General features: G+C 63.7%; 24 protein-coding genes. 15 read left to right on the top strand and 9 right to left on the bottom strand.

All coding sequences use genetic code 11. From position 1 onward, the window contains the following. Positions 1–251: 251 nt before the first annotated feature. The 9 genes from QCE79_RS12170 to QCE79_RS12130 form a co-directional block, all read right to left on the bottom strand. A complete protein-coding gene (locus QCE79_RS12170; protein ID WP_244826267.1) occupies positions 252–731 on the bottom strand; it encodes a glycine zipper 2TM domain-containing protein in 480 nt (159 codons plus the stop codon). A gap of 17 nt (positions 732–748) precedes the next feature. Beyond that, positions 749–1687 carry a carbohydrate kinase family protein gene (locus tag QCE79_RS12165; RefSeq protein WP_309844423.1) on the bottom strand — a complete coding sequence of 313 codons (939 nt, stop codon included), beginning with the start codon at positions 1685–1687 and terminating at the stop codon, positions 749–751. Positions 1688–1823: 136 nt separating this feature from the next. Then, positions 1824–2324 carry a thiol peroxidase gene (gene tpx, locus QCE79_RS12160; RefSeq protein ID WP_250465680.1) on the bottom strand — a complete coding sequence of 167 codons (501 nt, stop codon included), beginning with the start codon at positions 2322–2324 and terminating at the stop codon, positions 1824–1826. A gap of 115 nt (positions 2325–2439) precedes the next feature. Beyond that, positions 2440–3855, bottom strand: a complete 1416-nt coding sequence (locus QCE79_RS12155) for a DUF3426 domain-containing protein (RefSeq protein ID WP_309844419.1) — start codon at positions 3853–3855, stop codon at positions 2440–2442. Between the two features lie 49 nt (positions 3856–3904). After that, positions 3905–4807, bottom strand: coding sequence for a 50S ribosomal protein L11 methyltransferase (gene prmA / locus QCE79_RS12150; protein WP_309844415.1), 903 nt, complete (start codon positions 4805–4807; stop codon positions 3905–3907). 14 nt (positions 4808–4821) lie between these two features. Then, positions 4822–6195 carry an acetyl-CoA carboxylase biotin carboxylase subunit gene (gene accC / locus QCE79_RS12145; protein ID WP_244826262.1) on the bottom strand — a complete coding sequence of 458 codons (1374 nt, stop codon included), beginning with the start codon at positions 6193–6195 and terminating at the stop codon, positions 4822–4824. Positions 6196–6378: 183 nt separating this feature from the next. Further along, entirely contained in the window at positions 6379–6852 is a 474-nt protein-coding gene (accB, locus tag QCE79_RS12140) for an acetyl-CoA carboxylase biotin carboxyl carrier protein (protein ID WP_244826261.1), read from the bottom strand. 529 nt (positions 6853–7381) lie between these two features. Beyond that, entirely contained in the window at positions 7382–7921 is a 540-nt protein-coding gene (locus tag QCE79_RS12135) for a TlpA disulfide reductase family protein (protein ID WP_250465675.1), read from the bottom strand. A gap of 13 nt (positions 7922–7934) precedes the next feature. Beyond that, positions 7935–8582: a UDP-N-acetylmuramate--alanine ligase gene (locus tag QCE79_RS12130; protein ID WP_244826259.1), complete on the bottom strand. Its 648-nt coding sequence runs from the start codon at positions 8580–8582 to the stop codon at positions 7935–7937. A 218-nt stretch (positions 8583–8800) separates the two neighbouring features. On the opposite strand from QCE79_RS12130, the gene mpl reads away from it, so the two are divergent. From mpl to QCE79_RS12055, 15 genes are all read left to right on the top strand, one after another. Beyond that, on the top strand, positions 8801–10195 hold the full coding sequence (gene mpl / locus QCE79_RS12125; RefSeq protein ID WP_244826258.1) for a UDP-N-acetylmuramate:L-alanyl-gamma-D-glutamyl-meso-diaminopimelate ligase: 1395 nt from the start codon (positions 8801–8803) through the stop codon (positions 10193–10195). After that, positions 10192–10791 (top strand): YqiA/YcfP family alpha/beta fold hydrolase, encoded by a 600-nt coding sequence (locus QCE79_RS12120; RefSeq protein WP_309844409.1) that lies wholly within the window; start codon positions 10192–10194, stop codon positions 10789–10791. The genes mpl and QCE79_RS12120 overlap by 4 nt, the downstream gene beginning before the upstream one ends. A gap of 83 nt (positions 10792–10874) precedes the next feature. Then, positions 10875–12965 (top strand): RNB domain-containing ribonuclease, encoded by a 2091-nt coding sequence (locus tag QCE79_RS12115; protein WP_309844407.1) that lies wholly within the window; start codon positions 10875–10877, stop codon positions 12963–12965. A gap of 61 nt (positions 12966–13026) precedes the next feature. Further along, complete coding sequence (aroE, locus tag QCE79_RS12110; protein ID WP_250492725.1) at positions 13027–13875, top strand: shikimate dehydrogenase; 849 nt, start codon at positions 13027–13029, stop codon at positions 13873–13875. Positions 13876–13889: 14 nt separating this feature from the next. Next, entirely contained in the window at positions 13890–14627 is a 738-nt protein-coding gene (gene mtgA, locus QCE79_RS12105) for a monofunctional biosynthetic peptidoglycan transglycosylase (RefSeq protein ID WP_309844404.1), read from the top strand. A gap of 443 nt (positions 14628–15070) precedes the next feature. Further along, positions 15071–15952 (top strand): IclR family transcriptional regulator, encoded by an 882-nt coding sequence (locus tag QCE79_RS12100; RefSeq protein WP_250509520.1) that lies wholly within the window; start codon positions 15071–15073, stop codon positions 15950–15952. Further along, a complete protein-coding gene (locus QCE79_RS12095) occupies positions 15949–16911 on the top strand; it encodes a 2-dehydro-3-deoxygalactonokinase (RefSeq protein ID WP_244826253.1) in 963 nt (320 codons plus the stop codon). The genes QCE79_RS12100 and QCE79_RS12095 overlap by 4 nt, the downstream gene beginning before the upstream one ends. An 18-nt stretch (positions 16912–16929) precedes the next feature. Then, positions 16930–17616, top strand: a complete 687-nt coding sequence (locus tag QCE79_RS12090) for a 2-dehydro-3-deoxy-6-phosphogalactonate aldolase (RefSeq protein WP_250465664.1) — start codon at positions 16930–16932, stop codon at positions 17614–17616. After that, entirely contained in the window at positions 17613–18392 is a 780-nt protein-coding gene (locus QCE79_RS12085; RefSeq protein ID WP_309844402.1) for an SDR family oxidoreductase, read from the top strand. The genes QCE79_RS12090 and QCE79_RS12085 overlap by 4 nt, the downstream gene beginning before the upstream one ends. A 113-nt stretch (positions 18393–18505) precedes the next feature. Continuing rightward, complete coding sequence (locus QCE79_RS12080; protein WP_244826250.1) at positions 18506–19513, top strand: arabinose ABC transporter substrate-binding protein; 1008 nt, start codon at positions 18506–18508, stop codon at positions 19511–19513. Positions 19514–19572: 59 nt separating this feature from the next. Continuing rightward, positions 19573–21087: an L-arabinose ABC transporter ATP-binding protein AraG gene (gene araG / locus QCE79_RS12075; protein WP_250465661.1), complete on the top strand. Its 1515-nt coding sequence runs from the start codon at positions 19573–19575 to the stop codon at positions 21085–21087. A 24-nt stretch (positions 21088–21111) separates the two neighbouring features. Then, the gene (araH, locus tag QCE79_RS12070; RefSeq protein ID WP_244826248.1) at positions 21112–22128 is read left to right on the top strand and encodes an L-arabinose ABC transporter permease AraH; all 1017 of its coding nucleotides are present in this window, start codon (positions 21112–21114) and stop codon (positions 22126–22128) included. Positions 22129–22203: 75 nt separating this feature from the next. Continuing rightward, the gene (locus QCE79_RS12065) at positions 22204–22992 is read left to right on the top strand and encodes an SDR family NAD(P)-dependent oxidoreductase (RefSeq protein WP_244826247.1); all 789 of its coding nucleotides are present in this window, start codon (positions 22204–22206) and stop codon (positions 22990–22992) included. Beyond that, the gene (locus tag QCE79_RS12060; RefSeq protein ID WP_309844397.1) at positions 22983–23858 is read left to right on the top strand and encodes an SMP-30/gluconolactonase/LRE family protein; all 876 of its coding nucleotides are present in this window, start codon (positions 22983–22985) and stop codon (positions 23856–23858) included. The genes QCE79_RS12065 and QCE79_RS12060 overlap by 10 nt, the downstream gene beginning before the upstream one ends. Positions 23859–23940: 82 nt before the next feature. Then, positions 23941–25074 carry an aldose 1-epimerase gene (locus tag QCE79_RS12055; protein WP_309844394.1) on the top strand — a complete coding sequence of 378 codons (1134 nt, stop codon included), beginning with the start codon at positions 23941–23943 and terminating at the stop codon, positions 25072–25074. Positions 25075–25142: the final 68 nt, after the last annotated feature.

The following is a 25142-nucleotide window of genomic DNA, read 5'->3' as shown; positions in this document are numbered from 1 at the left end:
TAGTTGGCAGGACCACGGCACACACCGATGTGCCTTTCGACCGGGTAGGCCTACCCGGCCTCAAACCCGCTGCTCAGGGAAACCTGGCGGCGGGTTTTTCCGTTCGCATGACTTGGGGCTTCGCCGCGTTTTCGTGAGCCAAAGAAAAAGCGCGTGCATCTTTCGATACATGCGCTTCGTTCGGAACGCGAAAGACCTGCGTGCGCTCGATCTGACGAGCCCACGCGAGGGCTAATCCTCCGCTGAATACCTTAGTGCGTGACGCGTGTGACGCCGCCACTCGACAGCAGGCGAACCCGCTCGCCTGCCTGGAACACTTCTCCGTTCGAGGTTTGCGTGATGGCGCGCATGTCGCCGTTATCGAGACGCACGGTGATCTCCAGGCCGTTCTTCATGGCGACGTTGTTCTCGACCGCGTTACCCGCGACCGCGCCTGCCAGACCGCCGATGATGCCCGCGATGATCGACCCGTTGCCGCCGCCGATGACGCTGGCTGCGGCCACGCCGCCGAGCGCGCCGCCACCTATGGTGCCGAGACCGGTCGGTTGACCGTTGTTCGAGCTGATCTTCACGCCCCGCACGCTTTCGACGGTCGCCATGCGCACCGTCTCTTCACGTTGCGCCTGCGAAGCCGTGTACACGTCCGGCGAACTGCTGTTGTAGGCGCAGCCCGTGAGCGCCACCGAGCCGACGAGCGCTACTGCAAGCGCGATACGACTTATCGTTTTCATTCCATTACTCCACTCAATCACGACAGGCTGCTTCCGAAAGCCTGCTTGTAACGCTCTTCAATTTCGGCACGTGCCGGCTCATAAGTTTGCGGACCCTGATGTTCGATCTTCAATGCGCCCATCAGACTTGCAAGACGGCCCGTCTTTTCCCAACCAAGCTTGTTTTCGATACCGTACAGCAGGCCGCCGCGGAATGCGTCGCCGCAGCCAGTGGGATCGACGACTTGCCGCGCTTTCACGGCGGGCACTTCGAGCACGCCGTCCTCGTGATAGATCTGCGCGCCATGCTCGCCGCGCGTGATGATGAGCGCATCGACGCGGCTCATGATGTCTTCGATCGACCATCCGGTCTTGTTGCTCAACAACTTGGCTTCGTAATCGTTGACCGCCACGTAAGTGGCAAGTTCAATCATGCGACAAAGCTCGACACCTTCCAAGATCGGCAGACCCTGACCCGGATCGAACACGAACGGCACGCCCGCCGACGCGAACTGCGCCGCGTGCTCGCGCATGCCGTCGGCGCCATCCGGAGCCACGATGCCAAGCGAGATGTTCTTAGCTTCCTCGGCGCGGTTCAGGTGCGACTCCATCATCGCGCCGGGATGGAACGCGGTGATCTGATTGTTCGCCAGGTCGGTCGTGATGAAGCATTGCGCCGAGTGCTGGTCCGGCAGGACGCGCACGTACTCTTTCGAGATACCGAGCGCGTCGAGCCGGTCGATATACAACTGAGCATCCGCCGCGCCCAGTGTCGCCATGATCTTGGGATCGCCGCCAAGTAGCTTGAGCGCGTAGGCGATGTTGCCCGCGCAGCCGCCGAAGTTGCGCCGCATCGTCGGCACCAGGAAGCTGATGTTCAGCATGTGCACCTGGTCCGGCAGGATGTGGTCGCCGAAGCGGCCCTGGAAAGTCATGATGTTGTCGTAGGCGAGCGAGCCGCAGATAAGCGTAGCCAAGGCGAACGTCCTTTAAGTTTAGGTGCCGAGGAAGAGGGTGCGCATACGGCGCGCGGCGGTGAAACCCTTATGAGCGTCCACCGCGTCCCGTATGCGGACCGCCGAACCGCCGCGGCGGTCCGGCATGCCGTCGACCTTACTTGAGCGAAGCAAGCGCGGCGTCGTAATTCGGCTCCTGCTTGATTTCCGGCACGAGTTCCGAATGCAGCACCTTGTTGTCTGCGTCCAGGACGACGACGGCGCGTGCCGTCAGGCCCTTGAGCGGTCCGCTCGTGACGTCCACGCCATAAGCTTCCGCGAATTCGTGACCGCGAAACGTCGATGCCGTCACCACGTTTTCGATGCCTTCGGTCGTGCAGAAGCGCTTGGCGGCGAACGGCAGATCGCCCGAGACGACCACCACGACCGTGTTGTCGAGGCCGGCGGCGGCCTCGTTGAACTTGCGCGTCGAGGTCGCGCAGGTCGGCGTGTCGAGACTCGGCACAATGTTCAGCACTTTGCGCTTGCCCGCGAAATTCGCCAGCTTGACGTCGCCGAGATCGGCGCCGACGAGCGTGAATTCGGCCGCCTGCTGGCCGGCGCCCGGAAACGTGCCGCGTACGTCGATAGGATTGCCGCCGAGGGTAACTTGACTCATGTTGCGCTCCAGAGAATGTGTCAGATGCTGACGGGAAAGCGCGCGCGTTCGTTCATCTTCGATGTTAACGCGCGCGTCAGAATGGACAGGGTTCGTGCGGCCGCGCGGGCACGCATCATGGATAGAAAACCTGAACCCTGTAGTTCGCGGCGACCGCATCGCCCGTATCCAGCCTCACGACGACCGGCTGCGCGCTTTGCGGCGGAAGGCCGATGGGGAATATCGTACCCGGTCGGGCGTAATCCTGCGGCCACAGCACGCGGCGCACGGCGACGTTGCTCTTGTCGTCGAGCAGGGTGAGTTCGAGCGCAGGATAAGCCAGCGATACATCCGACCGATTGCGCAGCGACAGCTTCAGTTCGAGCTTGTGCGGACCGTCGACCTGACGCAGCCCGGAGCTCTCGATCTGCAGCCCGTCGATATAGCGCGGCGGCGCGATGGTGCAGCCGAACTGATAGCAGATATCCGCGTAGAGCGAATGCGTGCCGGGAACGTAGACCATGACGGATTCGCGTTGCCACCACAATATCTGTCCGATCAGCGTCAGCACGAGCAGCACCGAGAGCACGATGCCCGCCGCGCGCCAGCCCTTGCGCGGACGCGTCCATTCGGGATCGGGCGGATCGAGCGGACCGAGTGCATCGCGCGATTCGCGGATGACCGGGAACGCTTCGTTGGCGCTGGCCGCGTGCGCGGCGCCCGGCGGGCGCGGTGACTTTGCGCCGAAGGCCGGCTCGGGGTCCTTGCCCCAGTCGGCGGCGGGCGCGGGCTCCGGTGCGGGACGCGGCGGTTCGGCCGCGGTCGGCGTCGGGCCGATGAACGGCTCCGCGCGATCGTCCGGCGGAACGAAGCGTGCGGCGGGTGTCTCGGGCGGAGGGACAGGGCGCGTTGGAGATTGTGCGGCCGGAGTGACGTGATCGGCTGGCGGTGCATCGACACGAACGAACTGCTTCGCGGGATGGTTCTGCGCTGGTTGCGCGGATGCAGGCGTATTCGCGTAGACGGTGCGGTCGCTGTCCTCTTCAGGCGCCAAAGGCACAAGCGGCGCGGGCGGCGCGGGCGGATTATTCGCGCCGAGATCGAGCGGTCGAGGCGCAGATGCAGACGGTCCGCTTGGAACCGGCGCAGGTGTCTTTCGCGTGATCGGCTTGGCGGCGGGAGGCGTCGAAGGCTTTACAGCGGCAGGCGCTGCCGGACTCGGCGTCGCCGGCTTCCCTACTTCCTTCGCTATCTTCGGCGTTGCCGGCGCCGTAACACCCGGAGATTCCGCTGCCACCGAATTCGCCGATGCATCGCCCTTCGCATCGGATGCAAAGCTTGCAGGACCGACGGCGACTTCATCGTCGATGATCGCCGCATGTTGCGCCTCGTGCGGCGCGGCGTGCTCTTCCGGAAGCTCGAAGCGATGATGCGCGGCGTCGAAGACTTCCTGACAATGGCCGCAACGCACGCGGCCGTCATGCGGCGCGAGCAGATGCGGGTCCAGCCTGAAGACGGTTTCGCAGTGTGGGCAGCGGGTTGCCAGCGCCATAGGAGAGTGCCATTGGCCTCGCGGCCTAGTCGTGGACGATGGCGTTATTCTAAAGGCTTTCGCGCCGAGTTCCGGCGAGGCACACCCAGCCTTCGTGCTCGCGCCAGACAGCGATGTCGATCCACTGCGCGTAGACCGCCGCAACCTCGTCGGCCTGTCGCGCGAGAATGCCCGACAACGCGATACGGCCGCCCGCTTTCACCTTCGAGGCAAGCATCGACGCCATCAGCTTGAGCGGATTGGACAGAATGTTGGCAACGACGATATCGAACTCGCCGGCAGGACATTCGTCGGGCAGACCGTAGATGACGTCGGCGTGATTGCGTTCGCTATTCTGACGCGCGGATTCCACCGCCTGCGGGTCGATGTCGATGCCATATACCGGCTGTGCGCCGCACTTCTTCGCGAGAATCGCGAGGATGCCCGAGCCGCAACCGTAATCGAGCAACGACTGTCCGGGTTTCACCGACTGCTCCAGCCACTCCATGCAGAGCCGCGTGGTCGGATGGCTGCCCGTACCGAACGCGAGGCCCGGATCGAGTTCGAGCACGAGCGCGTCCGGGTCGGGCGCGTCATGCCACGAAGGCACGACCCAGATACGCTCGCCGATATGAATCGGATCGAACTGCGCTTGCGTGAGCCGCACCCAATCCTGCTCTTCGACTTCGCGCAGGGAATAGGCGGGCGTGTCGGCGAGACGGATTTCATTCGCGGCGGCCGCGAGAAGCACGGCGGGATCGGCGTCGTCGGCGAGCAGCGCGACCACGCGCGAACGCTTCCACGCGCTCTTCTCCGGCGTGAGGCCGGGTTCGCCGAAAAGCGGTTGCTCGTCAGGCGTGTCGGCGTCGGCGTCCTCGACGGAGACCGACAGCGCGCCCACGTCGAGCAACGCATCCGACAGCGCTTCCGCGTGCTCGCGATCCAGCTCGGCGATCAATTCCCGGTAACTCATGCTAATCGACTCGCTTATGCCTTCGACTCTTCGGCCACCGCCGCCTTGCGCGCGGCGAGCTTGTTTTCGAGGTAATGGATGCTCGTGCCGCCTTCGACGAACTTGGCGTCGATCATCAGTTCGCGATGCAGCGGGATGTTGGTCTGAATGCCTTCCACGACCATTTCCGAGAGCGCGATCCGCATGCGGTTGATCGCCTGCTCGCGCGTCGCGCCGTAGGAGATCAGCTTGCCGATCATCGAGTCGTAGTTGGGCGGGACGAAATAGCCGTTGTACGCATGCGAATCGACGCGGATGCCCGGACCGCCCGGCGCGTGCCACGACGTGAGACGTCCCGGCGACGGCGTGAACTTGAACGGATCTTCCGCGTTGATCCGGCATTCGATCGCGTGGCCGCGAAACTGAATGTCTTTCTGGCGGATCGAGAGCTTCTCGCCAGCCGCGATGCGAATCTGTTCCTGCACGATATCCACGCCCGTGATGAGTTCCGTCACCGGATGCTCGACCTGCACGCGCGTATTCATTTCGATGAAGTAGAACTCGTTGTTCTCGTACAGGAACTCGAACGTGCCCGCGCCGAGATAGCCCATCTTCTTGCACGCGTCGGCGCAGCGGTCGCCGATACGCTCGATCAGCCGCCGCGCGATACCCGGCGCCGGCGCTTCCTCGACCACTTTCTGGTGTCGGCGCTGCATCGAACAGTCGCGCTCGCCGAGCCAGATCGCGTTGCGGAACGAATCCGCCAACACTTGAATCTCGATATGCCGCGGGTTCTCCAGGAATTTCTCCATGTAGACCTGCGGATTGCCGAACGCACGGCCCGCTTCCTCGCGCGTCATGTTTACCGCGTTTACGAGCGCCGCTTCCGTATGCACGACGCGCATGCCGCGTCCGCCGCCGCCGCCCGCCGCCTTGATGATGACCGGATAGCCGACCGTGCGCGCAATCTTCACGATCTCTTTTGGATCGTCCGGCAACGCGCCTTCCGAGCCCGGCACGCACGGCACGCCGGTCTTGATCATGGTCTGCTTGGCCGTGACCTTGTCGCCCATCATGCGGATGGTTTCGGGACGCGGCCCGATGAACGTGAAGCCCGATTGCTCGACGCGTTCGGCGAAATCGGCGTTCTCGGAAAGGAAGCCGTAGCCGGGGTGGATGGCTTCGGCGTCCGTGACTTCGGCCGCGCTGATGAGCGCGGGCATGTTCAGATAACTGAGGTTCGACGGCGCCGGACCGATACACACGGCTTCGTCGGCCAACTTCACGTACTTTGCTTCCTTGTCGGCTTCCGAGTAGACGACAACGGTCTTGACGCCCAGTTCGCGGCACGCGCGCTGGATGCGAAGCGCGATCTCGCCGCGGTTCGCAATGAGGATTTTTTCAAACATGGCTGTGGGTCGGCTCATCAACGGGCGCGACGGGCGCGCCCTCAGGAATCGAATCGGCGGCGCGCGGTTCGGGCATCGGGGAAAACCGATGCGAAGCGCGCGGACACGGCGGGCAGCCGGAGATCGAAAACACGGTGCGAGCCATCGTGATGAGGTGCATCCGGCGTCGTCCGGCGTAACGCGTCAGTCGCCGATCACGAAGAGCGGCTGGCCGTATTCGACCGCCTGACCGTTCTCGACGAGGATCTCCTTTACGACGCCGGACTTGTCGGCTTCGATCTCGTTCAGGAGCTTCATGGCTTCGATGATGCAGATGGTCTGGCCTTCCTTGACCGTATCGCCGACCTGGACGAACGGGTCCGCGCCCGGCGAAGGCGCGCGGTAGAACGAGCCGACCATCGGCGAAGTGACGATGTGTCCTTGCGGCGCGACGGCAGCGGGGCTCGCGGCGGGCGCCGCCGAACCTTCGCCTGCGCCGCCGGCGAACGGCGCGGGTGCGGCCTGCATTTGCGGCGCGTATTGCTGAGGCGCCTGCATGTAGACCGGCGCCGCATTCTTGACGATGCGAACCTTGCCTTCGCCTTCCGTCACTTCGAGTTCCGAGATGCCGGATTCCGAGACGAGGTCGATCAGCGTTTTAAGTTTACGAAGGTCCATCGAAAATTCCCCTTTCAATGCTTGGAGACCGGGACTGTCCCCGGTGCTTGACTTGACTTTGTGGTGTTCTGACTGTCAGCCGCGGACCGGCAGGGCCAGCGCTTCGGCACGCGTTTGTTGCAAGCGCCGTGCGCTGGACCAAACGTGAGCCGAAGTTGCGGCGGCAGAATCGATTGGCACGCAAGGCGCGTTCATGTCGAATGCGTCATCGTGATCGTTTTGAAGCGCGCTCCCCGATGGCCTGCGAAAAGGCTGGCCGACGCACACCAAACGCGTGTCGGTTTCGACAGCAATGTCGCCTTGCGGCACCGGTTGAGTGTTCATGGTCGCTTCGGGTTGTGCGGAATTCGGCGCACTTTAGCGCTCTTTAGAGAATTTTGTCTAGTTTTACCGTTCCGACAGGGTCCGATCAGTAGGGCAGAAGTTCGGACAAGTCGTAGCGAAAGAGCGAAGTTCCGGCAAGATCGGCGTTCAACCTGCTAACTTGCTGCTTATTGAGCGACACTTCGGTTAAAAACGCAGCGAATTTTTACAGCGCGTCGAGTGTGCGCTTAAGTTCGGCGACGTTGACTTCACCAAGCTTGGTCGACCGGACCACGCCTTTTGCGTCGATCACGACGGTGAACGGCAAACCGCCCGCGTTATTGCCGAAGCTGCGCGCGAGGTCGGCACCGCCGAAGCCCGTCACATAGACGGGATAGTCCACGTTCACCTTACCGAGAAAATCGTTGACGTTCTTCTCGCTGTCCACTCCCAAGCCGATGAATGTGATGCCTTTTTTCTCATATTCGCGATGCAGCGCCGACAACTCCGGCATTTCCTTGACGCACGGTCCGCACCACGAAGCCCAGAAGTTCACGACGACCGGTTTTCCTTTGAAGGATGCAAGCGGTTGCGCGGTGCCCGAGGCTCCCGGCGGCGCGGCCTTCCATAATTGTTCGACGGCGTTGCCATTGTTCTGTGTCGCGGCCACGGTTTCGCCGCCGGTGAAGACATGCCCCGCGTAGAAGCCGCCGACCGTCGCTGCGACCGCGACGACTAGAAGCGCCAGAATCCGTTTGCTGTTCATAGGAAAAATAGCGTCAGCCGCTGATTTCGAGCGACGGGGTATCGGGATGATCGAGCAGCGTGCGCACCGTCGCGGCGTTCGCCCGCGCGAGACGACCGCGGCCATCGGCGCGCACGGCGCCGCGCAGGTCGTCAGGATCGTACAGCGCGATGTGCAGGCCCATTGGTTCCTCGCCGGGTATGCGCTGCAAAAAACTCAGCGTTTCCACGTAACCGCGCCCGGCGAAATGCCGCGTCTCCGACACGTCGTACTGAATGTTCGCGTTCAGCAAGTAGATCGCGACTTCCTTCGGGTTGTCGCAGAAGCATTGCAAGTGGACGTCGGAATGCTCGCCCGCCGTGCCGTTGAGTACCGCGCCGGTCAAATACGGATCGAAGGGCTTCAACCGTTCCATCCATTCGAGCGCGAACTCGCGCATGCGGCGCAGGACGACAGGCTGACTGTCGCTCTGGAAGATCGCCTGATACTCGCGGATCTCCTCTTCGATCTGATCGTTGTCGGGCAAGAACTCGCCGCCGATCTTCGCCTCGCCGACCACCTGCCGCGCCGCCTTGCGCTTGGCTGTGGAGTAGTCGAGGCCGTCTTCGGCGATCATTCTCGCGGCCGCGATGGCGATTTCCTCGCGCACGCGCTGCGGATCGAAATGTGATTTGCGAACCATGGCGAAATAATACTAGATATCGTTGAACGGCTTCGATCGGGTCTCGATCGAGCGTTGATCGGCCCTCGATCGCGCCGGTTTGCATCGGCTGCTGGCGGGCGTAAGGTGGCGGAGTGCGTCGGTTACAATATGCGCCTCCAGGCGTCTTCGCGCACGGCGTGCACGCGGCGCCGTTTCATGTTTCCCGCACTCTTCGCCCACGCGGCGCGACACGGTTTATGCACATCCACATCCTCGGCATCTGCGGCACCTTCATGGGCGGACTCGCCGTGCTGGCGCGCGAAGCGGGCCACAAGGTCACCGGCTGCGACGCCGGCGTCTACCCGCCGATGAGCACGCAACTCGAAGCGCAAGGCATCGAACTGATCGAAGGTTACGGCGTCGAGCAACTCGCGCTCGAACCCGACCTATTCGTGATCGGCAACGTGGTGTCGCGAGGCAACCCGCTGATGGAGGCCATTCTCGACCGCGGCCTGCCTTACACGTCAGGTCCGCAGTGGCTCGGCGAGCACGTGCTTGCGGGCAAGTGGGTTCTGGCGGTTGCGGGCACGCACGGCAAGACCACGACGAGCTCCATGCTTGCGTGGTTACTGGAAGATTCGGGCTTGAATCCGGGCTTTCTCATTGGCGGCGTACCGCTCAACTTCGGCATTTCCGCGCGACTGACCGATTCGAGCTTCTTCGTCATCGAAGCCGACGAATACGACACCGCGTTCTTCGACAAGCGCTCGAAGTTCGTCCACTATCGGCCGCGCACGGCGGTGCTCAACAATCTCGAATTCGATCACGCCGATATCTTCCCCGATCTCGCCGCCATCGAAACGCAATTTCATCATCTTGTGCGCACGGTGCCGGGCATCGGACGCATCGTCACGAACGGGCGCGAAGGCGCGCTCGAACGCGTGCTGACGCGCGGCTGCTGGTCGAGCGTCGAACGCTTCGGTGTGGATGGCGGCTGGCAAGCGCTACCCGCGACCGAGGGCGCGCGCGTCGACGAGCAATTTGCGGTGTATTGGGAAGGCGAGCGTCAAGGCGTGGTCGAGTGGCAAGTGCAGGGCGAACACAATCGCATGAACGCGCTCGCGGCGATCGCAGCGGCGCGCTCGGTTGGCGTGCCGGCGTCGCAAGCGGTCAAGTCGCTGGCGAGCTTTCGCAACGTCAAGCGGCGCATGGAAGTGAAGGGCAGCGTGGATGGGGTCACCGTCTACGACGACTTCGCGCATCATCCAACCGCCATCGAAACCACGGTTGCCGGCCTGCGCACGCGTATTGGCGACGCGCGCATTCTGGCCGTGCTGGAGCCGCGCTCCAACACCATGAAACTCGGCACGATGAAAGCGCAGTTGCCCGGCAGCCTCGCCGACGCGAATCTCGTGTTCGGCTATGGCGCGCGTGATGGCCGCGACAAACTCGGCTGGGATCTGGCGGAAGCGCTCGCACCGCTCGGCGACAAGGCACAGGCATTCAACGAGATCGAACCGTTGGTGAAGGCGGTCGCGGCCGCCGCGCGCCCCGGCGACCACGTGCTCGTGATGAGCAACGGCGGCTTCGGCGGCGTGCATCAAAAGCTGCTCGACGCACTTTCGGCGCGTCCGTCCGGAGGAAACGCGTGATTCTCTACCTACACGGCTTTCGCTCCTCGCCCCAATCTTTCAAGGCGCGCGTCATGCATGCGCGTCTGGCGGACCTCGGGCGGCTGAGCGAATGGCAATGTCCGGTATTGCCCGTCTCGCCGAAAGAAGCGATCGAACTGGCGGAATCGCTAGTCGCGAATACGTCCGCTGCTGAAATCACCGTGGTCGGCAGTTCGCTCGGCGGTTTCTACGCCACGTATCTCGCCGAAAAGCACGGCTGGCGCGCCGTGCTGCTCAATCCCGCCGTGGTGCCGCAGCGCGATCTGAGCCACTATCTCGGCGAACAGCCGCTGTGGCATGGCGGCGGCAGCATCACCGTGTTGCCGCGCCATCTGGACGAACTGCGCGCGCTCGCCGTCGAGAAGATCACGCAGGCCGAGCGTTACTATCTGATTGCGGCCACCGGCGACGAAGTGCTCGATTACCGCACCATGCTCGCCCACTACCCCAGCGTGCGCACCACGCTGATCGAAGGCGGCGATCACGCCATCAGCGACTTCCCCGACTATCTGGACGACGTGCTCGCGTTCTGCGGACGCGAACCGCCGCCCGCCGTCGCATCCGCGGCCGCGTGACACGCGCGCGGCGCGAGGACATAGCCCATTCAACCGCCGGCGCGCTTGCCGCGACCCGGTCCACCGTTTTACGAGAGTATTGAGTGAACGTTTTCTTCGAGGAATCGGGTAGTTTCAAGGCCGGATCGGTGCTGTCCAAACAGGGCGATGCCTTCCAGGTCGAATTGCCGGGCGGACGGCGTGCGAAAGTGCGCGCGAAAGACGTGCTGATCGAATTCGATAAACCCGCTGCGGGCGAGCTGATGCAGGAAGCCGACGCCATCGCGCAGGAAATCGATCTCGACTTTCTGTGGGAATGCGCGCCCGACGACGAATTTCCGTTCGCCACGCTCGGCGCGGATTACTTCGGCGACAAATTCGGCGCGGCCGAACGCGCGGCGCTCGTGCTGCGCATGCATGGCGCGCCGGTGTACTTTCGCCGCAAGGGGCGCGGGCAGTATCAGCGAGCGCCGCAAGAGCAATTGCAGATGGCGCTTGCCGGGCTCGAACGCAAGCGTCAGCAGGCGCTCGTGCAAGCGGGCTACGAAGAGGAACTGAAGGCGGGCAAGTTGCCCGAGGCGCTCGCGGGCAAGGCAATCGGTTTGCTCACGAAGCCCGACAAGAACTCCATCGAGTACAAGGCGCTCGAAGCGGCGGCCGCCGCGCGCGGAATTTCGCAAGCGCGGCTTATGCTGGAATGCGGCGGAATTGCCTCGGCGCGCGCCTTGCACGAAGCGAAGTTCCTGTCGGAGTTCTTTCCGCACGGCGTCGGTTTTCCGTCGCTGCAACCCGCGCCTTTCCCGGAAGACTTGCCCGAAGCGGATGTCGAAGCATTCTCCATCGACGACGTCACGACGACCGAAATCGACGACGCCTTCTCCGTCCAGCATCTCTCCGATGGCCGCGTGCGCGTGGGTATTCACATCGCGGCGCCGGCGCTTGGCATCGCGCGGGGCGATGCGATCGACGCCATTGCGCGTGGCCGGCTGTCCACGGTCTACATGCCGGGCGACAAGATCACCATGTTGCCCGACGACGTCGTCAATGTTTTCACGCTCGGTGAAGGCGGCTTGCGCCCGGCGCTGTCGCTTTACATCATCGTGAATCGCGAGACGCAGGAGATCGTCGCCACCGAAACGCGCGCCGAACGTGTATTCGTGAAGTCGAATCTGCGCCACAACCATCTCGACGAACACGTCACCGAAGAGACGCTCGCGGACGGCAGCGGCGATTATCCGCACAAGGCGGACATTGCCGTGCTCTGGCCGCTGGCTCAAGCGCTCTTCGAAAAGCGACAGCAGGCGCGCGCCACTTACGGTCTGAAGCGCGAAGTGCAGCGTAACAACGACTTCAACTTCTATGTCGAAGGCGAGCACATCACCATTACGCCGCGCCGCCGTGGCTCGCCGCTCGATCTGATCGTCGCCGAACTGGCGATTCTCGCGAATTCGTCGTGGGGCGCGTTTCTCAACGATCACGGCGTACCGGGCATCTACCGATCGCAGCGCGGTTTCGGCGGTCCCGGTCCAAAGCGCACGCGCATGCAGACCACGCCCGCGCCGCACGAAGGCTTGGGTGTCGCGCAATATGCGTGGAGCACCTCGCCGCTGCGCCGTTATGTCGATCTCGTGAATCAGTGGCAATTGCTCGCGTGCGTGCAGCATGGCGTGACGGCCAAGCTCGCCGCGCCGTTCAAACCGAAGGACGCGGATCTCTTCGCCGTGGTGCAAGGTTTTGACGATACCTACACCGCTTATGCCGATCATCAGCGCCGCATGGAGTATTTCTGGTGTCTGCGCTGGCTCAAGCAGGAGAACAAGCGGCAAGTTCCAGCATCGGTCATCAAGGACGATCTGGTGCGTCTCGAAGAAATTCCGCTGATCCTGCATGTGCCCGGACTCGGCGTGCATGCGCGCGGCACGCGTTTGATGCTCGAAGTCGTATCTATCGATGAACTGACCGTCGAGGCGTCGTGCCGCCTGCTGCACGTGATCGACGCGCCCACGCAAAGCGCGCCGGTGGAAGAAGACGAAGCCGAGGAAGAGATCGTCGAAACCGTCGATCTCAGCGCCGAAAGCGAAGCCGAAGCGCAGGCGGAAGTCTCCGCGACGGAGCCGTCGGCCGAAGGTGCCGAAGGTGCCGGCGGAGTCGAGGGTGCAGGCGAATCGCAAGCGTCTTCGGGGCGGGCGGAATGAAGCCGCGCGCCGGCATGATCCAGAGCGCGCACGCCGCGCGCCAACTCACGGGACGCGCGCGATGACGCAACGCGATCAATACGTGGTGATCGGCAATCCGATCGAGCACAGCAAATCGCCGTGGATTCACGCGAAATTCGCTATCCAGACCGGCGAGCCTATCGAGTACGGACGCATCCTCGGGCCGCTCGGCGGCTTCGAGGAGCAAGCCAGAACGTTCATGGCGTCGGGCGGACGCGGCATGAACGTGACCGTGCCCTTCAAACTCGACGCCCACGCTTTCGCCAATACACTCTCGCCGCGCGCAGCCGCTGCGGGCGCGGTCAACACGCTGTCGTTCGGTGCGGATGGCGTGCGCGGCGACAACACGGACGGCGTCGGCCTCGTGCGCGACATCGAAGTGAATCTCGGCGTGAGCCTCACGGGCAAGCGCGTGTTGCTGCTCGGCGCGGGCGGCGCGGCGCGCGGCGTCGTGCTGCCTATCTTCGATCGCTCGCCGGCGGCGCTCACCATCGTGAATCGCACGGCTGAGAAGGCGCTGCAACTGGTCGATCAGTTCGCGGAAGCCGCGCTCGCGTCGAACGTGCGGTTTGCGGGCGGCAGTGCGAAGAGCGCGGAAGAAGGGCGCTACGACGTCATCGTCAACGCGACCGCGGGCAGTCTCGACGCCGCCTTGCCCGACTGCGACGACGCCGCGTTCGGCGCCGGCACGCTCGCCTACGACATGATGTACAGCGCGAAGCCAACGGTGTTCATGCAGCACGCCGAACGCCTTCAAGCGCGCGCGGCGGATGGCCTCGGCATGCTCGTCGAACAGGCGGCCGAATCGTTCTTCATCTGGCGCGGCGTGCGCCCGGACGGCGGCGCGGTATTGCGCGAGCTGCGCCAGGTGCTCGCAGCCAAAGTCTGATGACGACCGCACCCATGTCCGAGCACACGCGCACGCGGCAGCGGCGCGGGGTGCGGCTCGGTCCCGCGCGCTGGATCGGTTATGGCGTGTCGGTACTGGTTATCGCCGCGCTCGCGACGCAGCTCTACTTCTTCGCGCAGATCGCGGTCTGGACCGTGGTGAATCCCGGCGCGACGGCCTTCATGCGCGCCGACGCCTGGACCCTCGCGAAAGAGCGTCCTGGCATCGAACTGCAACGCACGTGGGTTCCGTACGACCAGATTTCGCGCAATCTGAAGCGCGCGATCATCGCGTCGGAAGACTCCAACTTCGTCAATAACAACGGCTACGAAACCGACGCCATCTTGCAAGCCTGGGAAAAGAACAAGGCGCGCGGAAAGATCGTCGCGGGCGGTTCGACCATTTCGCAGCAACTGGCGCGGAATCTGTTCTTGTCGCGCGAGAAAAGCTATATCCGCAAGGCCGAGGAACTCGTCATCACGTCGATGCTCGAGCTTTTGATGGACAAGCAGCGCATCTTCGAGATTTATCTCAATTCGGTTGAGTGGGGTAATGGCGTCTACGGCGCGCAGGCGGCGGCCCAGTATTACTACAAGACGACAGCGGCAAAGCTGTCCGCGTCGCAAAGCGCACGGCTTGCCGTCATGCTGCCGCGTCCGAAATACTTCGACGATCACCGCGCGACGCCGTATCTGACCAGGCGCGCCAACGTAATCGCGCGGCGAATGGGCGCGGCCGAGTTGCCCGAGTGAAATTTAGCTGGCCGCGCTAAACAAGTTAAAGCCCTGATTTGTCAGGGCTTTTTTGTTTGCAAAAGGCTGTCGGCCGTCAGCTTAACTCCCATTATGTGAACAGTGCGATCACATATTGAATTATCGAGATAGGCGGAACTACAATCCGACCACAGCATAAAAAGCACACGCGCCGGTCTTCCGAAACGGGCGCGACGAAGAATATCCAGAACAACGGAGACAAGTCATGCAATTGATCGCCTGCCCGCGTTCGCGGGTCGCGTCACGCGCCTCATCTTTCGGATTCGTCATCGCTTCGGCGGGCGCTTGGGCTTGTGCCGCGCGCGCCGTCCAGCTTGCACGCTTCGCATGACGCGCGTCGTGTTCATCGAGGAACGAGCGGCATGACCAAAATCGAACAAACCGAATCCGCGCCGAACGTGCGCGATATGTCGGCCAACGCCATGAACGACGGCGCCGACAAGAAAAGCAACGGCCATCATCGGCGCGATCCGGACGCCTTCGCGCTGCCGAGCGCGCTCGTCGACATCACGCCGCAACAGGCAGGCACGCAAACGCTTTTGCGCGGCCTCGCGATTCTCGAAGCCGCCGCCAACGGCGCGCGCGATCTGCGCTCGTTCGGCGCGGCGCTCGGCACCACGCGCAGCACGACGCATCGGCTCGTGAGTTCGCTCGTGCAGGCGCGTTATCTCCGGCAAGTGCAGGGCGGCTATCTGCTCGGGCCGAAACTGATCGAACTCGGCACCATCGCGCTCGAACAGATGCCGCTCACGGCGGTCGCGCGTCCGCATTTGCAATCGCTCGCGGAATACACGCACGACACCATTCACCTCGGCGTGCGCGACGGTGACGACGTGCTCTACATCGACAAGATTCCGGGCACGCGCGGGTTGGAAATGCGCTCGCGCGTGGGGCATCGCATGCCGCTGGCATCGACGGGAATCGGCAAGGCAATGATGCTCGACCTCGAAGCCAACGTCTGGAAGAAGCTGCTCGATGCATCGCTGCGCGCGCTCGCCCGCACGAGTTTCAAGCCGGAGAATCGGCCGGACATGGACACGTTTTTGCAGCGCATGACACGCTATTCGCAAGGTGGCTTCACCTTCGATCTCGAAGAGAACGAGGCGTCGATCCGCTGCGTGGCGGCGCCCGTGCGCGATGCGTCGGGTGCGATCGTCGCGGCGCTTTCGGTGGCGAGCACGATTCCCTATATGCCCCACGAACGCATGGAAGAACTGATTCCGGTCGTGCAGCGCGAAGCGCGCGCAATCTCCGAGGAACTCGGCTGGCGCGCGCCGCAAGCCAACCGCAGGATCAAGCGATGAGCGCGCCCGTTCTGATCGCGCTCGACTGGGGCACGACGTCCCTGCGCGCTTATCTGCTCGATGCCGCGGGCGCCGCGCTCGACACGCGCGCTTCGTCGGCGGGAATCATGAAGCTGCCTGCTGGCGGCTTCGATCAGGCTTTCGAGGAAACCTGCGGCGCTTGGCTGAGCGCAAATGCGCAGCTACCCGTCATCGCGGCGGGCATGGTCGGCAGCGCGCAGGGTTGGATGGAGGCGCCTTACGTCGAAACGCCCGCCGATGCCGACGCGCTCGTCGCGGGCATCGTCACGGTAAAGGCGGCGCGGGGCGCGACCGTTCATGTCGTGCCGGGCGTGCTCGAACGCGGCACGCTGCCGAACGTGATGCGCGGCGAGGAGACGCAGATTTTCGGCGCACTCGCGAGCGATGCGTCGCTGAACACGGCGAGTGGCGCGCTCATCGGTCTGCCGGGCACGCATGCCAAGTGGGCATTCGTGCAAGCGGGACGGATCGAACGCTTCTATACGTTCATGACGGGCGAGACCTTCGGCGCACTGCGCGATCACACCATCCTCGGCCGCACGATGGAGCAGGACGCGAAGCCGGATAGCGCGGCGTTTCTGAGAGGCGTCGATACCGCGCGCGATGCCGGTCATGCCGGCCTTCTGGCGACGATCTTCAGCACGCGCACACTCGGACTGACCGGTCAGCTCACGGCGGCCGAGCAGCCGGATTATCTGTCGGGACTTTTGATCGGCCATGAACTGCGCGGCCTGAACGAAGTGCTGGCGCGCGAGAACGCGACGCTCGCCGGCAAGACGCTGCGTCTGATCGGCAACGATGCGCTGTGCGACCGCTATCGGGCGGCCCTCGCGCAATACGGATGCAACGACGCGCAGACGGTGGCGCAAGCGACCGAATCCGGGCTTTATCGAATCGCATTGCAGGCCGGGTTGATCGCCAAGCCCGCGCGCATGTGACACGGAAAGGAGAAACGAATGCAACCGCCCATCAATCTACCCGCGCCTTACGGCATGCACGGCGGCCTCGCGAAAGCGTTCGCCGCGTGTCCGCTGATCGCGATCCTGCGGGGCATCACGCCCGAGGAAGCCGAGGCGCACGGCCGCGCGCTGTATGAAGCGGGCTTTCGCATCATCGAAGTGCCGCTCAATTCGCCGCAGCCGTTCGACAGCATCGCGGCGATTCGCCAGGCGCTGCCCGCCGATGCCATCGTCGGCGCGGGCACGGTGCTGCATGCGAGTTACGTCGACAGCGTGCGCGCGGCAGGCGGCGAACTGATCGTGATGCCGCACAGCGACGCCGATGTCGTGCGCGCGGCGAAAGCGCAGGGGCTCGCCTGCGCGCCGGGCGTGGCAACGCCGAACGAAGCGTTCCTCGCGCTCAAGAACGGCGCGGACGTATTGAAGATGTTCCCCGCCGAACAACTCGGCGCGCATGTCGTGAAGGCGTGGCGCGCGGTGATCGCGAAGGAAGTGCCGCTGGTGCCGGTGGGTGGCGTCGCGCCGGACAACATGGGGCCGTTTCTCAGCGCGGGCGCGAACGGCTTCGGTCTCGGCTCGGCGCTGTACAAGCCGGGGCAGAGCGAAACGGCGACGGCATCGCATGCGAAAGCGTTCATCGACGGACTAGCGGTCGCGCGTTCCACACGGGGCGAGAAGCAATGAACCGCCTCGCCGGCAAGGTCGCGATGATCACGGGCGCCGGGCGCGGCATCGGTGCGGCGATCGCGCTGGCTTTCGCGCGCGAGGGCGCTGCGGTCGCGCTCGCGGAACTCGATATCGAGACGGCGCAAGCGACGGCTGAACGCATCGCGAAGGAAGCGAATTCGACGCGCGTCGTCGCGATCGGCACGGACGTGACGCAGAGCGCATCGGTGAAGGAAGCGGTCGCGCAAACCGAAAGCGCGTTCGGCCCGCTCGACGTGCTCGTGAACAACGCGGGCATCAACGTGTTCTGCGACCCGCTCACGATGACCGACGAAGACTGGCGGCGCTGCTTCGCCGTCGATCTCGACGGCGTCTGGAACGGCTGCCGCGCGGCGCTGCCCGGCATGGTCGAGCGCGGCGCGGGCAGCATCGTGAATATCGCCTCGACGCATTCGTTCAAGATCATCCCCGGCTGCTTTCCGTATCCGGTGGCCAAGCACGGCGTGATCGGACTGACGCGTGCGCTCGGCATCGAATACGCGCCGAACAACGTGCGCGTGAATGCCATCGCGCCGGGTTATATCGAAACGCAACTGACGCTCGACTGGTGGAACGGCCAGCCCGATCCAAAGGCCGCGCGCCAGGCCACACTGGATTTGCAGCCGATGAAGCGTGTCGGCCAGCCGCAAGAAGTGGCGATGACGGCGGTGTTCCTTGCATCCGACGAGGCGCCGTTCATCAACGCGAGTTGCATCACGATCGATGGCGGGCGCTCTGCGCTCTACCACGACTGAAGTCACGAATGACGCACTGGCCGTGGTGCGGCATCACTACAAAAACGCGGCCGCCAACCAACTGAGCGCCCGTGCGCGGGCATGATTCGAGCAAAAAGTCGGGAGACAAAACGATGAAACGCAGACTGTTCCTTACCCTTCTCGCCGCTGCGACGGCCACGAGCGCCACCATGATCGCCGCGCCGGTTGCGCAAGCCGCCGACGACGTCAAGATCGGCTTCCTGGTGAAGCAACCCGAAGAACCGTGGTTCCAGGACGAATGGAAGTTCGCCGAAATGGCCGCGAAAGCGAAGGGCTTCACCCTCGTGAAGATCGGCGCGCCGTCGGGCGAAAAGGTCATGAGCGCGATCGACAACCTCGCCGCGCAAAAGGCTCAGGGGTTCATCATCTGTACGCCTGACGTCAAGCTCGGACCGGGCATCGTGGCCAAGGCGAAGGCCGATAAGCTCAAGATGATGACGGTGGACGACCGTCTCGTCGACGGTTCCGGCAAGCCGATCGAAGCCGTGCCGCACATGGGCATTTCGGCTTACAACATCGGCAAGCAAGTCGGCGACGGCATTGCGGCCGAGATCAAGAAGCGCGGCTGGGACGTGAAGGAAGTCGGCGCCATCGACGTGACTTACGAACAGCTGCCGACCGCGCATGACCGCACGGCCGGCGCCACCGACGCGCTCGTGGCATCGGGGTTTCCGAAGGCGAACATCATCATGGCGCCGCAAGCGAAGACCGACACCGAAAACGCGTTCAACGCCGCGAACATCGCGCTCACGAAGAACCCGCAGTTCAAGCACTGGGTGGCCTACGCGCTCAACGACGAAGGCGTGCTCGGCGCGGTGCGCGCGGCGGAAGGCCGTGGCTTCAAGGCTGACAACATGATCGGCATCGGCATCGGCGGCTCGGATTCGGCGATCAACGAGTTCAAGAAACCGAACCCGACGGGCTTCTACGGCACGGTCATCATCAGCCCGAAGCGTCACGGCGAGGAAACCTCGGACCTGATGTACGCGTGGATCAAGGACGGCAAGGCGCCGCCGGCACTCACGCTCACGACCGGCATGCTGGCAACGCGTGAAAACGTGGCGTCGGTGCGTCAGCAGATGGGCTTGGCATCGAACTAAGTCATTGGACGAGAGCGGGCCGCGCGTGGCGTGGCTCGCTCGAAGCATAAGGAGGCGATGTGTCAGCGACGCTGCGTTTTGACAATATCGGCAAGGTTTTTCCAGGCGTGCGCGCGCTCGACGGCGTGTCGTTCGACGTCAACGCCGGCGAAGTTCACGGTTTGATGGGCGAGAACGGCGCGGGTAAATCGACCTTGCTCAAGATTCTCGGCGGCGAGTATCAGCCCGATTCGGGGCGCGTGCTCATCGACGAAAAGGAAGTGCATTTCGGAAGCGCCGCGGCTTCGATTGCTTCGGGCATCGCGGTGATCCATCAGGAGTTGCAGTACGTGCCGGACTTGACCGTGGCCGAGAACCTGCTGCTCGGCGCGCTGCCGAACCGGCTCGGCTGGGTCAACAAGCGCGAGGCGAAGAAGCACGTGCGCGACCGGCTGACGGCAATGGGCGTCGATCTCGATCCCAACGCCAAGCTGCGCAAGCTCTCGATCGCGCAGCGGCAGATGGTGGAAATCTGCAAGGCGCTGTTGCGCAACGCGCGCGTGATCGCGCTCGACGAACCGACGAGTTCGTTGTCGCATCGCGAGACGGAAGTGCTGTTCAAGCTCGTGCGCGATCTGAAGGCGGACAACCGCGCGCTTATCTACATCTCGCATCGCATGGACGAGATTTACGAACTGTGCAATGCCTGCACCATCTTCCGCGACGGCCGCAAGATCGCGTCGCATCTTTCACTGAAAGACTTGCCGCGCGACACGCTGGTTCAGGAGATGGTCGGCCGCGAGATCAGCGATATCTATAACTATCGCGCGCGGCCGCTCGGCGACGTGCGCTTCTCGGTCAAGAACCTGCAAGGCGCCGCCCTGAGCGCGCCGGCGAATTTCGAAGTGCGGCGCGGCGAGATCGTCGGTTTCTTCGGGCTGGTGGGCGCGGGGCGCAGCGAATTGATGCACCTCGTCTACGGTGCGGACAAGAAGAAGGAAGGCGCGATCGAACTCGACGGTCAGCCGATCAAGGTGCGCAGCACGGGCGAAGCGATTCGACACGGCATCGTGCTGTGTCCGGAAGATCGCAAGGAAGAGGGCATTGTCGCGATGGCGACGGTCGCGGAGAACATCAACATCTCGTGCCGCCGGCATTATCTGCGCGCGGGTTTGTTCCTCGATCGCAAGAAGGAAGCGCAGACGGCGGATCGCTTCATCCAGCTCTTGAAGATCAAGACGCCGAGCCGCAGACAGCGCATCCGCTTTCTGTCGGGCGGCAATCAGCAGAAAGCCATTCTGTCGCGCTGGCTCGCGGAGCCGGATCTCAAGGTCGTGATCCTCGATGAACCGACGCGCGGTATCGACGTCGGCGCCAAGCACGAGATCTACAACGTGATCTATCAACTGGCGGAGCGCGGCTGCGCCATCGTGATGATTTCTTCGGAACTGCCCGAAGTGCTGGGCGTGTCCGACCGGATCGTCGTGATGCGGCAAGGGCGTATCGCGGGCGAATTGCCGCGCGGGAAGGCGAACGAGCAGTCGGTGTTGAGTCTGGCGCTGCCGCAATCCGACACGGTCGCGGAAGCGGCTTAAAGAGAGAAGACAGGGGAGCACATCATGGAAGCAAGAGAAAACATCGTCGGGCAAGCGGGTGAGGCGGTGGCGAACGCGCTGATTCCGCAGAAGAACGACAAGCAAAAGTGGTATCAGCAACTGACGGAATATAGTTTGATCGTGATCTTCGTGGTGATGTTCGCCACGATGTCGCTGACGGTCGATCACTTCTTTTCGATCGAAAACATGCTCGGACTGGCCTTGTCGATCTCGCAGATCGGCATGGTGGCCTGCACGATGATGTTCTGCCTCGCCTCGCGCGACTTCGACCTTTCGGTCGGCTCGACGATCGCCTTCGCCGGCGTGCTTTGCGCGATGGTGTTGAACGCGACGGGCAATACGTTCATCGCGATCATCGCGGCGGTGGCGGCGGGTTCGGTGATCGGCTTCGTGAACGGCGCGGTGATCGCCTATCTGCGCATCAACGCGCTGATTACCACGCTCGCCACGATGGAAATCGTGCGCGGCCTGGGCTTCATCGTGTCGCACGGTCAGGCGGTGGGCGTGTCGTCGGACACCTTCATCGAACTCGGCGGACTGTCGATGCTGGGGATTTCCCTGCCTATCTGGGTCACGCTTGCATGTTTCATCGTTTTTGGCGTATTGCTCAACCAGACTGTGTACGGCCGCAATACGCTCGCAATTGGCGGCAATCCGGAAGCCTCGCGGCTCGCGGGCATCAACGTGGAGCGCACGCGCGTGTGGATCTTCCTGATCCAGGGCGCGGTCACCGCGCTCGCGGGCGTCATTCTCGCTTCGCGGATCACGTCGGGTCAGCCGAATGCCGCTGAAGGTTTCGAATTGAACGTGATTTCCGCGTGCGTGCTGGGCGGCGTGTCGCTGCTCGGCGGACGCGCGACGATCTCGGGCGTCGTGATCGGCGTGCTCATCATGGGCACGGTCGAAAACGTGATGAACCTTTTGAACATCGACGCGTTCTATCAGTACCTCGTGCGCGGCGCGATCCTGCTGGCCGCCGTGCTGCTGGATCAGCTGAAGAATCGCGGGTCGCGGGACTAAGCCTCCGGTCGTGTCGTTTGCATCGCCGCGAAAGCCATACGGCTTTCGCGAAGCCAAACTCTTGTGAACAAGCCCATGTCAGCCACTGAAAAGAAGCTCGCCGTTTATCCCAGCCTCGCGGGCAAGACCGTGCTCATCACGGGCGGCGCCACCGGTATCGGCGCGTCCTTCGTGGAAAACTTCGCCGGTCAGGGCGCGAAGGTCGCGTTCTTCGATATCGATACGGCCGCGGGCGAAGCGCTCGCCGACCGGCTCGGCGCGTCGCTGCCCGAAGGCCGTTTCAAGCCGCTCTTCCTGCGTATCGATCTGACCGACATCGACGCCTTGCGTAAAGGCATCGTCGATGTGCGCTCGGCGCTCGGGCCCATCAGCGTGCTCGTCAACAACGCGGCGAACGACAAGCGTCATTCGATCGAATCGGTGACGCCCGAATCGTACGATGCCGGCATCGCGGTGAACATTCGCCATCAGTTCTTCGCGGCGCAGGCGGTCATCGAAGACATGAAGCAGCTCGGCGGCGGCTCGATCATCAATCTCGGCTCCATCAGCTGGATGCTCAAGCAAGGCAATTTCCCGGTCTACGTCACGTCGAAGTCGGGCGTGCAGGGCATGACGCGCGGCCTCGCGCGCGATCTCGGCAAGTTCGGCATTCGCGTGAATACGCTCGTGCCGGGCTGGGTGATGACCGAAAAGCAAAAGACGCTCTGGCTCGACGACGCAGGCCGCGAAGCCATCAAGCTCGGCCAGTGCATCGACGCCGAACTGATGCCGGAACATCTCGCGCGCGCGGCGCTGTTCCTGGCGTCGGACGACAGCAGCATGTTGACCGCGCAGGATATCGTTGTCGACGGAGGATGGGCGTGAAAGCGCGCCTTCTCGTCGACAGCCAGTGCGCGCTCGGCGAAGGCGCGACGTGGTGCGCGCGAAGCGGCCGCTTCTACTGGACCGATATCGAAGGCAAGCGTCTGTGGCGTTACGATCCGCGCGATGGCAAAAGCGAATCCTTCGAAATGCCCGAGCGGCTCGCGTGCTTCACGCCGTGCGCCGATGCGGGACGCTTGCTGCTCGGCCTTGCATCGCGGCTCGCGTTCTTCGACCTGACGACGCGCGAGATCGAGACCATCATGCTCGTCGAAGCCGATTTGACGACGCGTCTGAACGATGGCCGCTGCGACCGCGAAGGGCGCTTCGTGTTCGGCACCAAGCACGACGTGGAGGATGCGCAGGCGGTCGGCGGGTTCTATCGGCTGAATCACGAGTTGTCGCTCGAACGGTTGCCGCTTCCGGACTGCGCGATCTCGAACAGCATCGGCTTCAGCCCAGATGGCGCGACGATGTACTACTGCGATTCCCCGACGCGCCAGATTCGCGCGTGCGATTACCCGAGCTTCGCGAACGACCGCGTGTTCGTCGAATTGAGCGATGCGACGGGCGTTCCCGACGGTTCCATCGTCGATGCCGATGGCGGGCTCTGGAACGCGCAATGGGGCGGTTATCGCGTGGTGCGTTATGCACCCGATGGCCGCGAAAGCGCGCGTGTCGATGTGCCGAGCGCGCAACCGAGTTGCGTCGCGTTCGGCGGCGCGGACTTCGCATCGATGTATGTGACGAGCGCGCGCGTCGGACTGAACGAGCGTGCCTTGCAGACCGATCCGCATGCAGGCGGCGTGTTCATCGCCACACCGGGTGTGCGCGGAATCGAAGAAGCGGTATTTCAGGGCAAGCCATAAAACCAAGGCGCCGCGCTCTGCGTTCAAGCGCGCCCAAGCCCGGCCACGCCGGGCAGTTTCGCCTCTCGCTGGAGTACGAGCCATGACTGCTGCGCGCACAGAAACAGGATCGAACGCGGTATCCGCATCCACGGCGCAGGCGAACGCCCGCCGTTCTCGTCTCGCCGCCGCCAAGGAGCCGCCGATACGCCCCGGCCCGGGCACCGCGGCGGTCGCTATCGGCAGCGCGGGCGTCGCTGGCTGCATCACGCCTGCAAACGCGCATTTGCGGCTCGATGTCGCGCCTTCGCTCGGCGGCGGCATCACACGATTCGACTGGCGTCATGAAGGCGCGCTCGTGCCGATCTTCCGACCTTGCATCGAACCGGGCCCGGACACCGATCCGAATCAGCTCGCCTGCTATCCGCTGCTGCCGTATTCGAATCGCATCGGCAATGGGCAGTTCGAGTTTTCCGGCCGCGCCATCGACGTGCCGTGCAACCGCGCGGGCGAACCGCTGCCCATTCACGGCGACGGCTGGCTCGGCGCGTGGCAAGTGGAAGACGAAGACGCAGACGCAGCCCATGTGCGCATGACGCTCGACCGGCGCGACGGCAAGCCGTATTCGTATCGCGCAACGCAGACTTATGCGTTGGACGACGCGACGCTCGTCGTGACACTCGACGTTCAGAACACGGGCGATCAGGCGCTGCCGTTCGGTCTCGGGCTGCATCCGTTTCTGATGCGCGAAGCGGATACGGAGTTATCCGCGGCGGCGGGCGGTCTCTGGCTTTGCGGCGACGACTGGCTGCCGGTGCGTCACGTTCCCGCGCCGCCCGCGTGGCAGTTCGGCGTGGCATACCCGATGCCGTCCGAGATGGTGAACAACGCCTTCACCGGCTGGAGCGGACGCACGAGCGTGCTGTGGCCCAGGCGTCGGCTGTCGCTCATCATCGCCGCCGATACCGACTACTACGTGCTCTACGCGCCGCCCGGCGAGAACTTCTTTTGCTTCGAGCCGGTGGATCATCCGATCAACGCGGTGAACCTGCCCGGTGGAGGCGAGGCGCACGGCATGACGGTGCTCGAACCGGGCGAGCGGCTCGCGCGTACGTTTCGCTTCACGGTCGAGCGAACGGGCGATGCGTCGCGGCGGGCCAGTCCACGCACGCGCGCCCGCGCGGGTTCGGGCGCGAAGGCGAAGGCACGCGCAACGCATGCACGCGTGGATGGCTGAAGGAAAGCCAGATGACAGACGCCTGAGAGCAAGCGATCAAAGCGGCGGCTTGCCGGACGATTCGGACG

This window comes from Caballeronia sp. LZ003 (assembly GCF_031451465.1).
Classification (GTDB): Bacteria; Pseudomonadota; Gammaproteobacteria; order Burkholderiales; family Burkholderiaceae; genus Caballeronia.
Note: the sequence above shows the minus strand (reverse complement) of the source record. Positions and strands in the feature narration are given on the sequence as shown.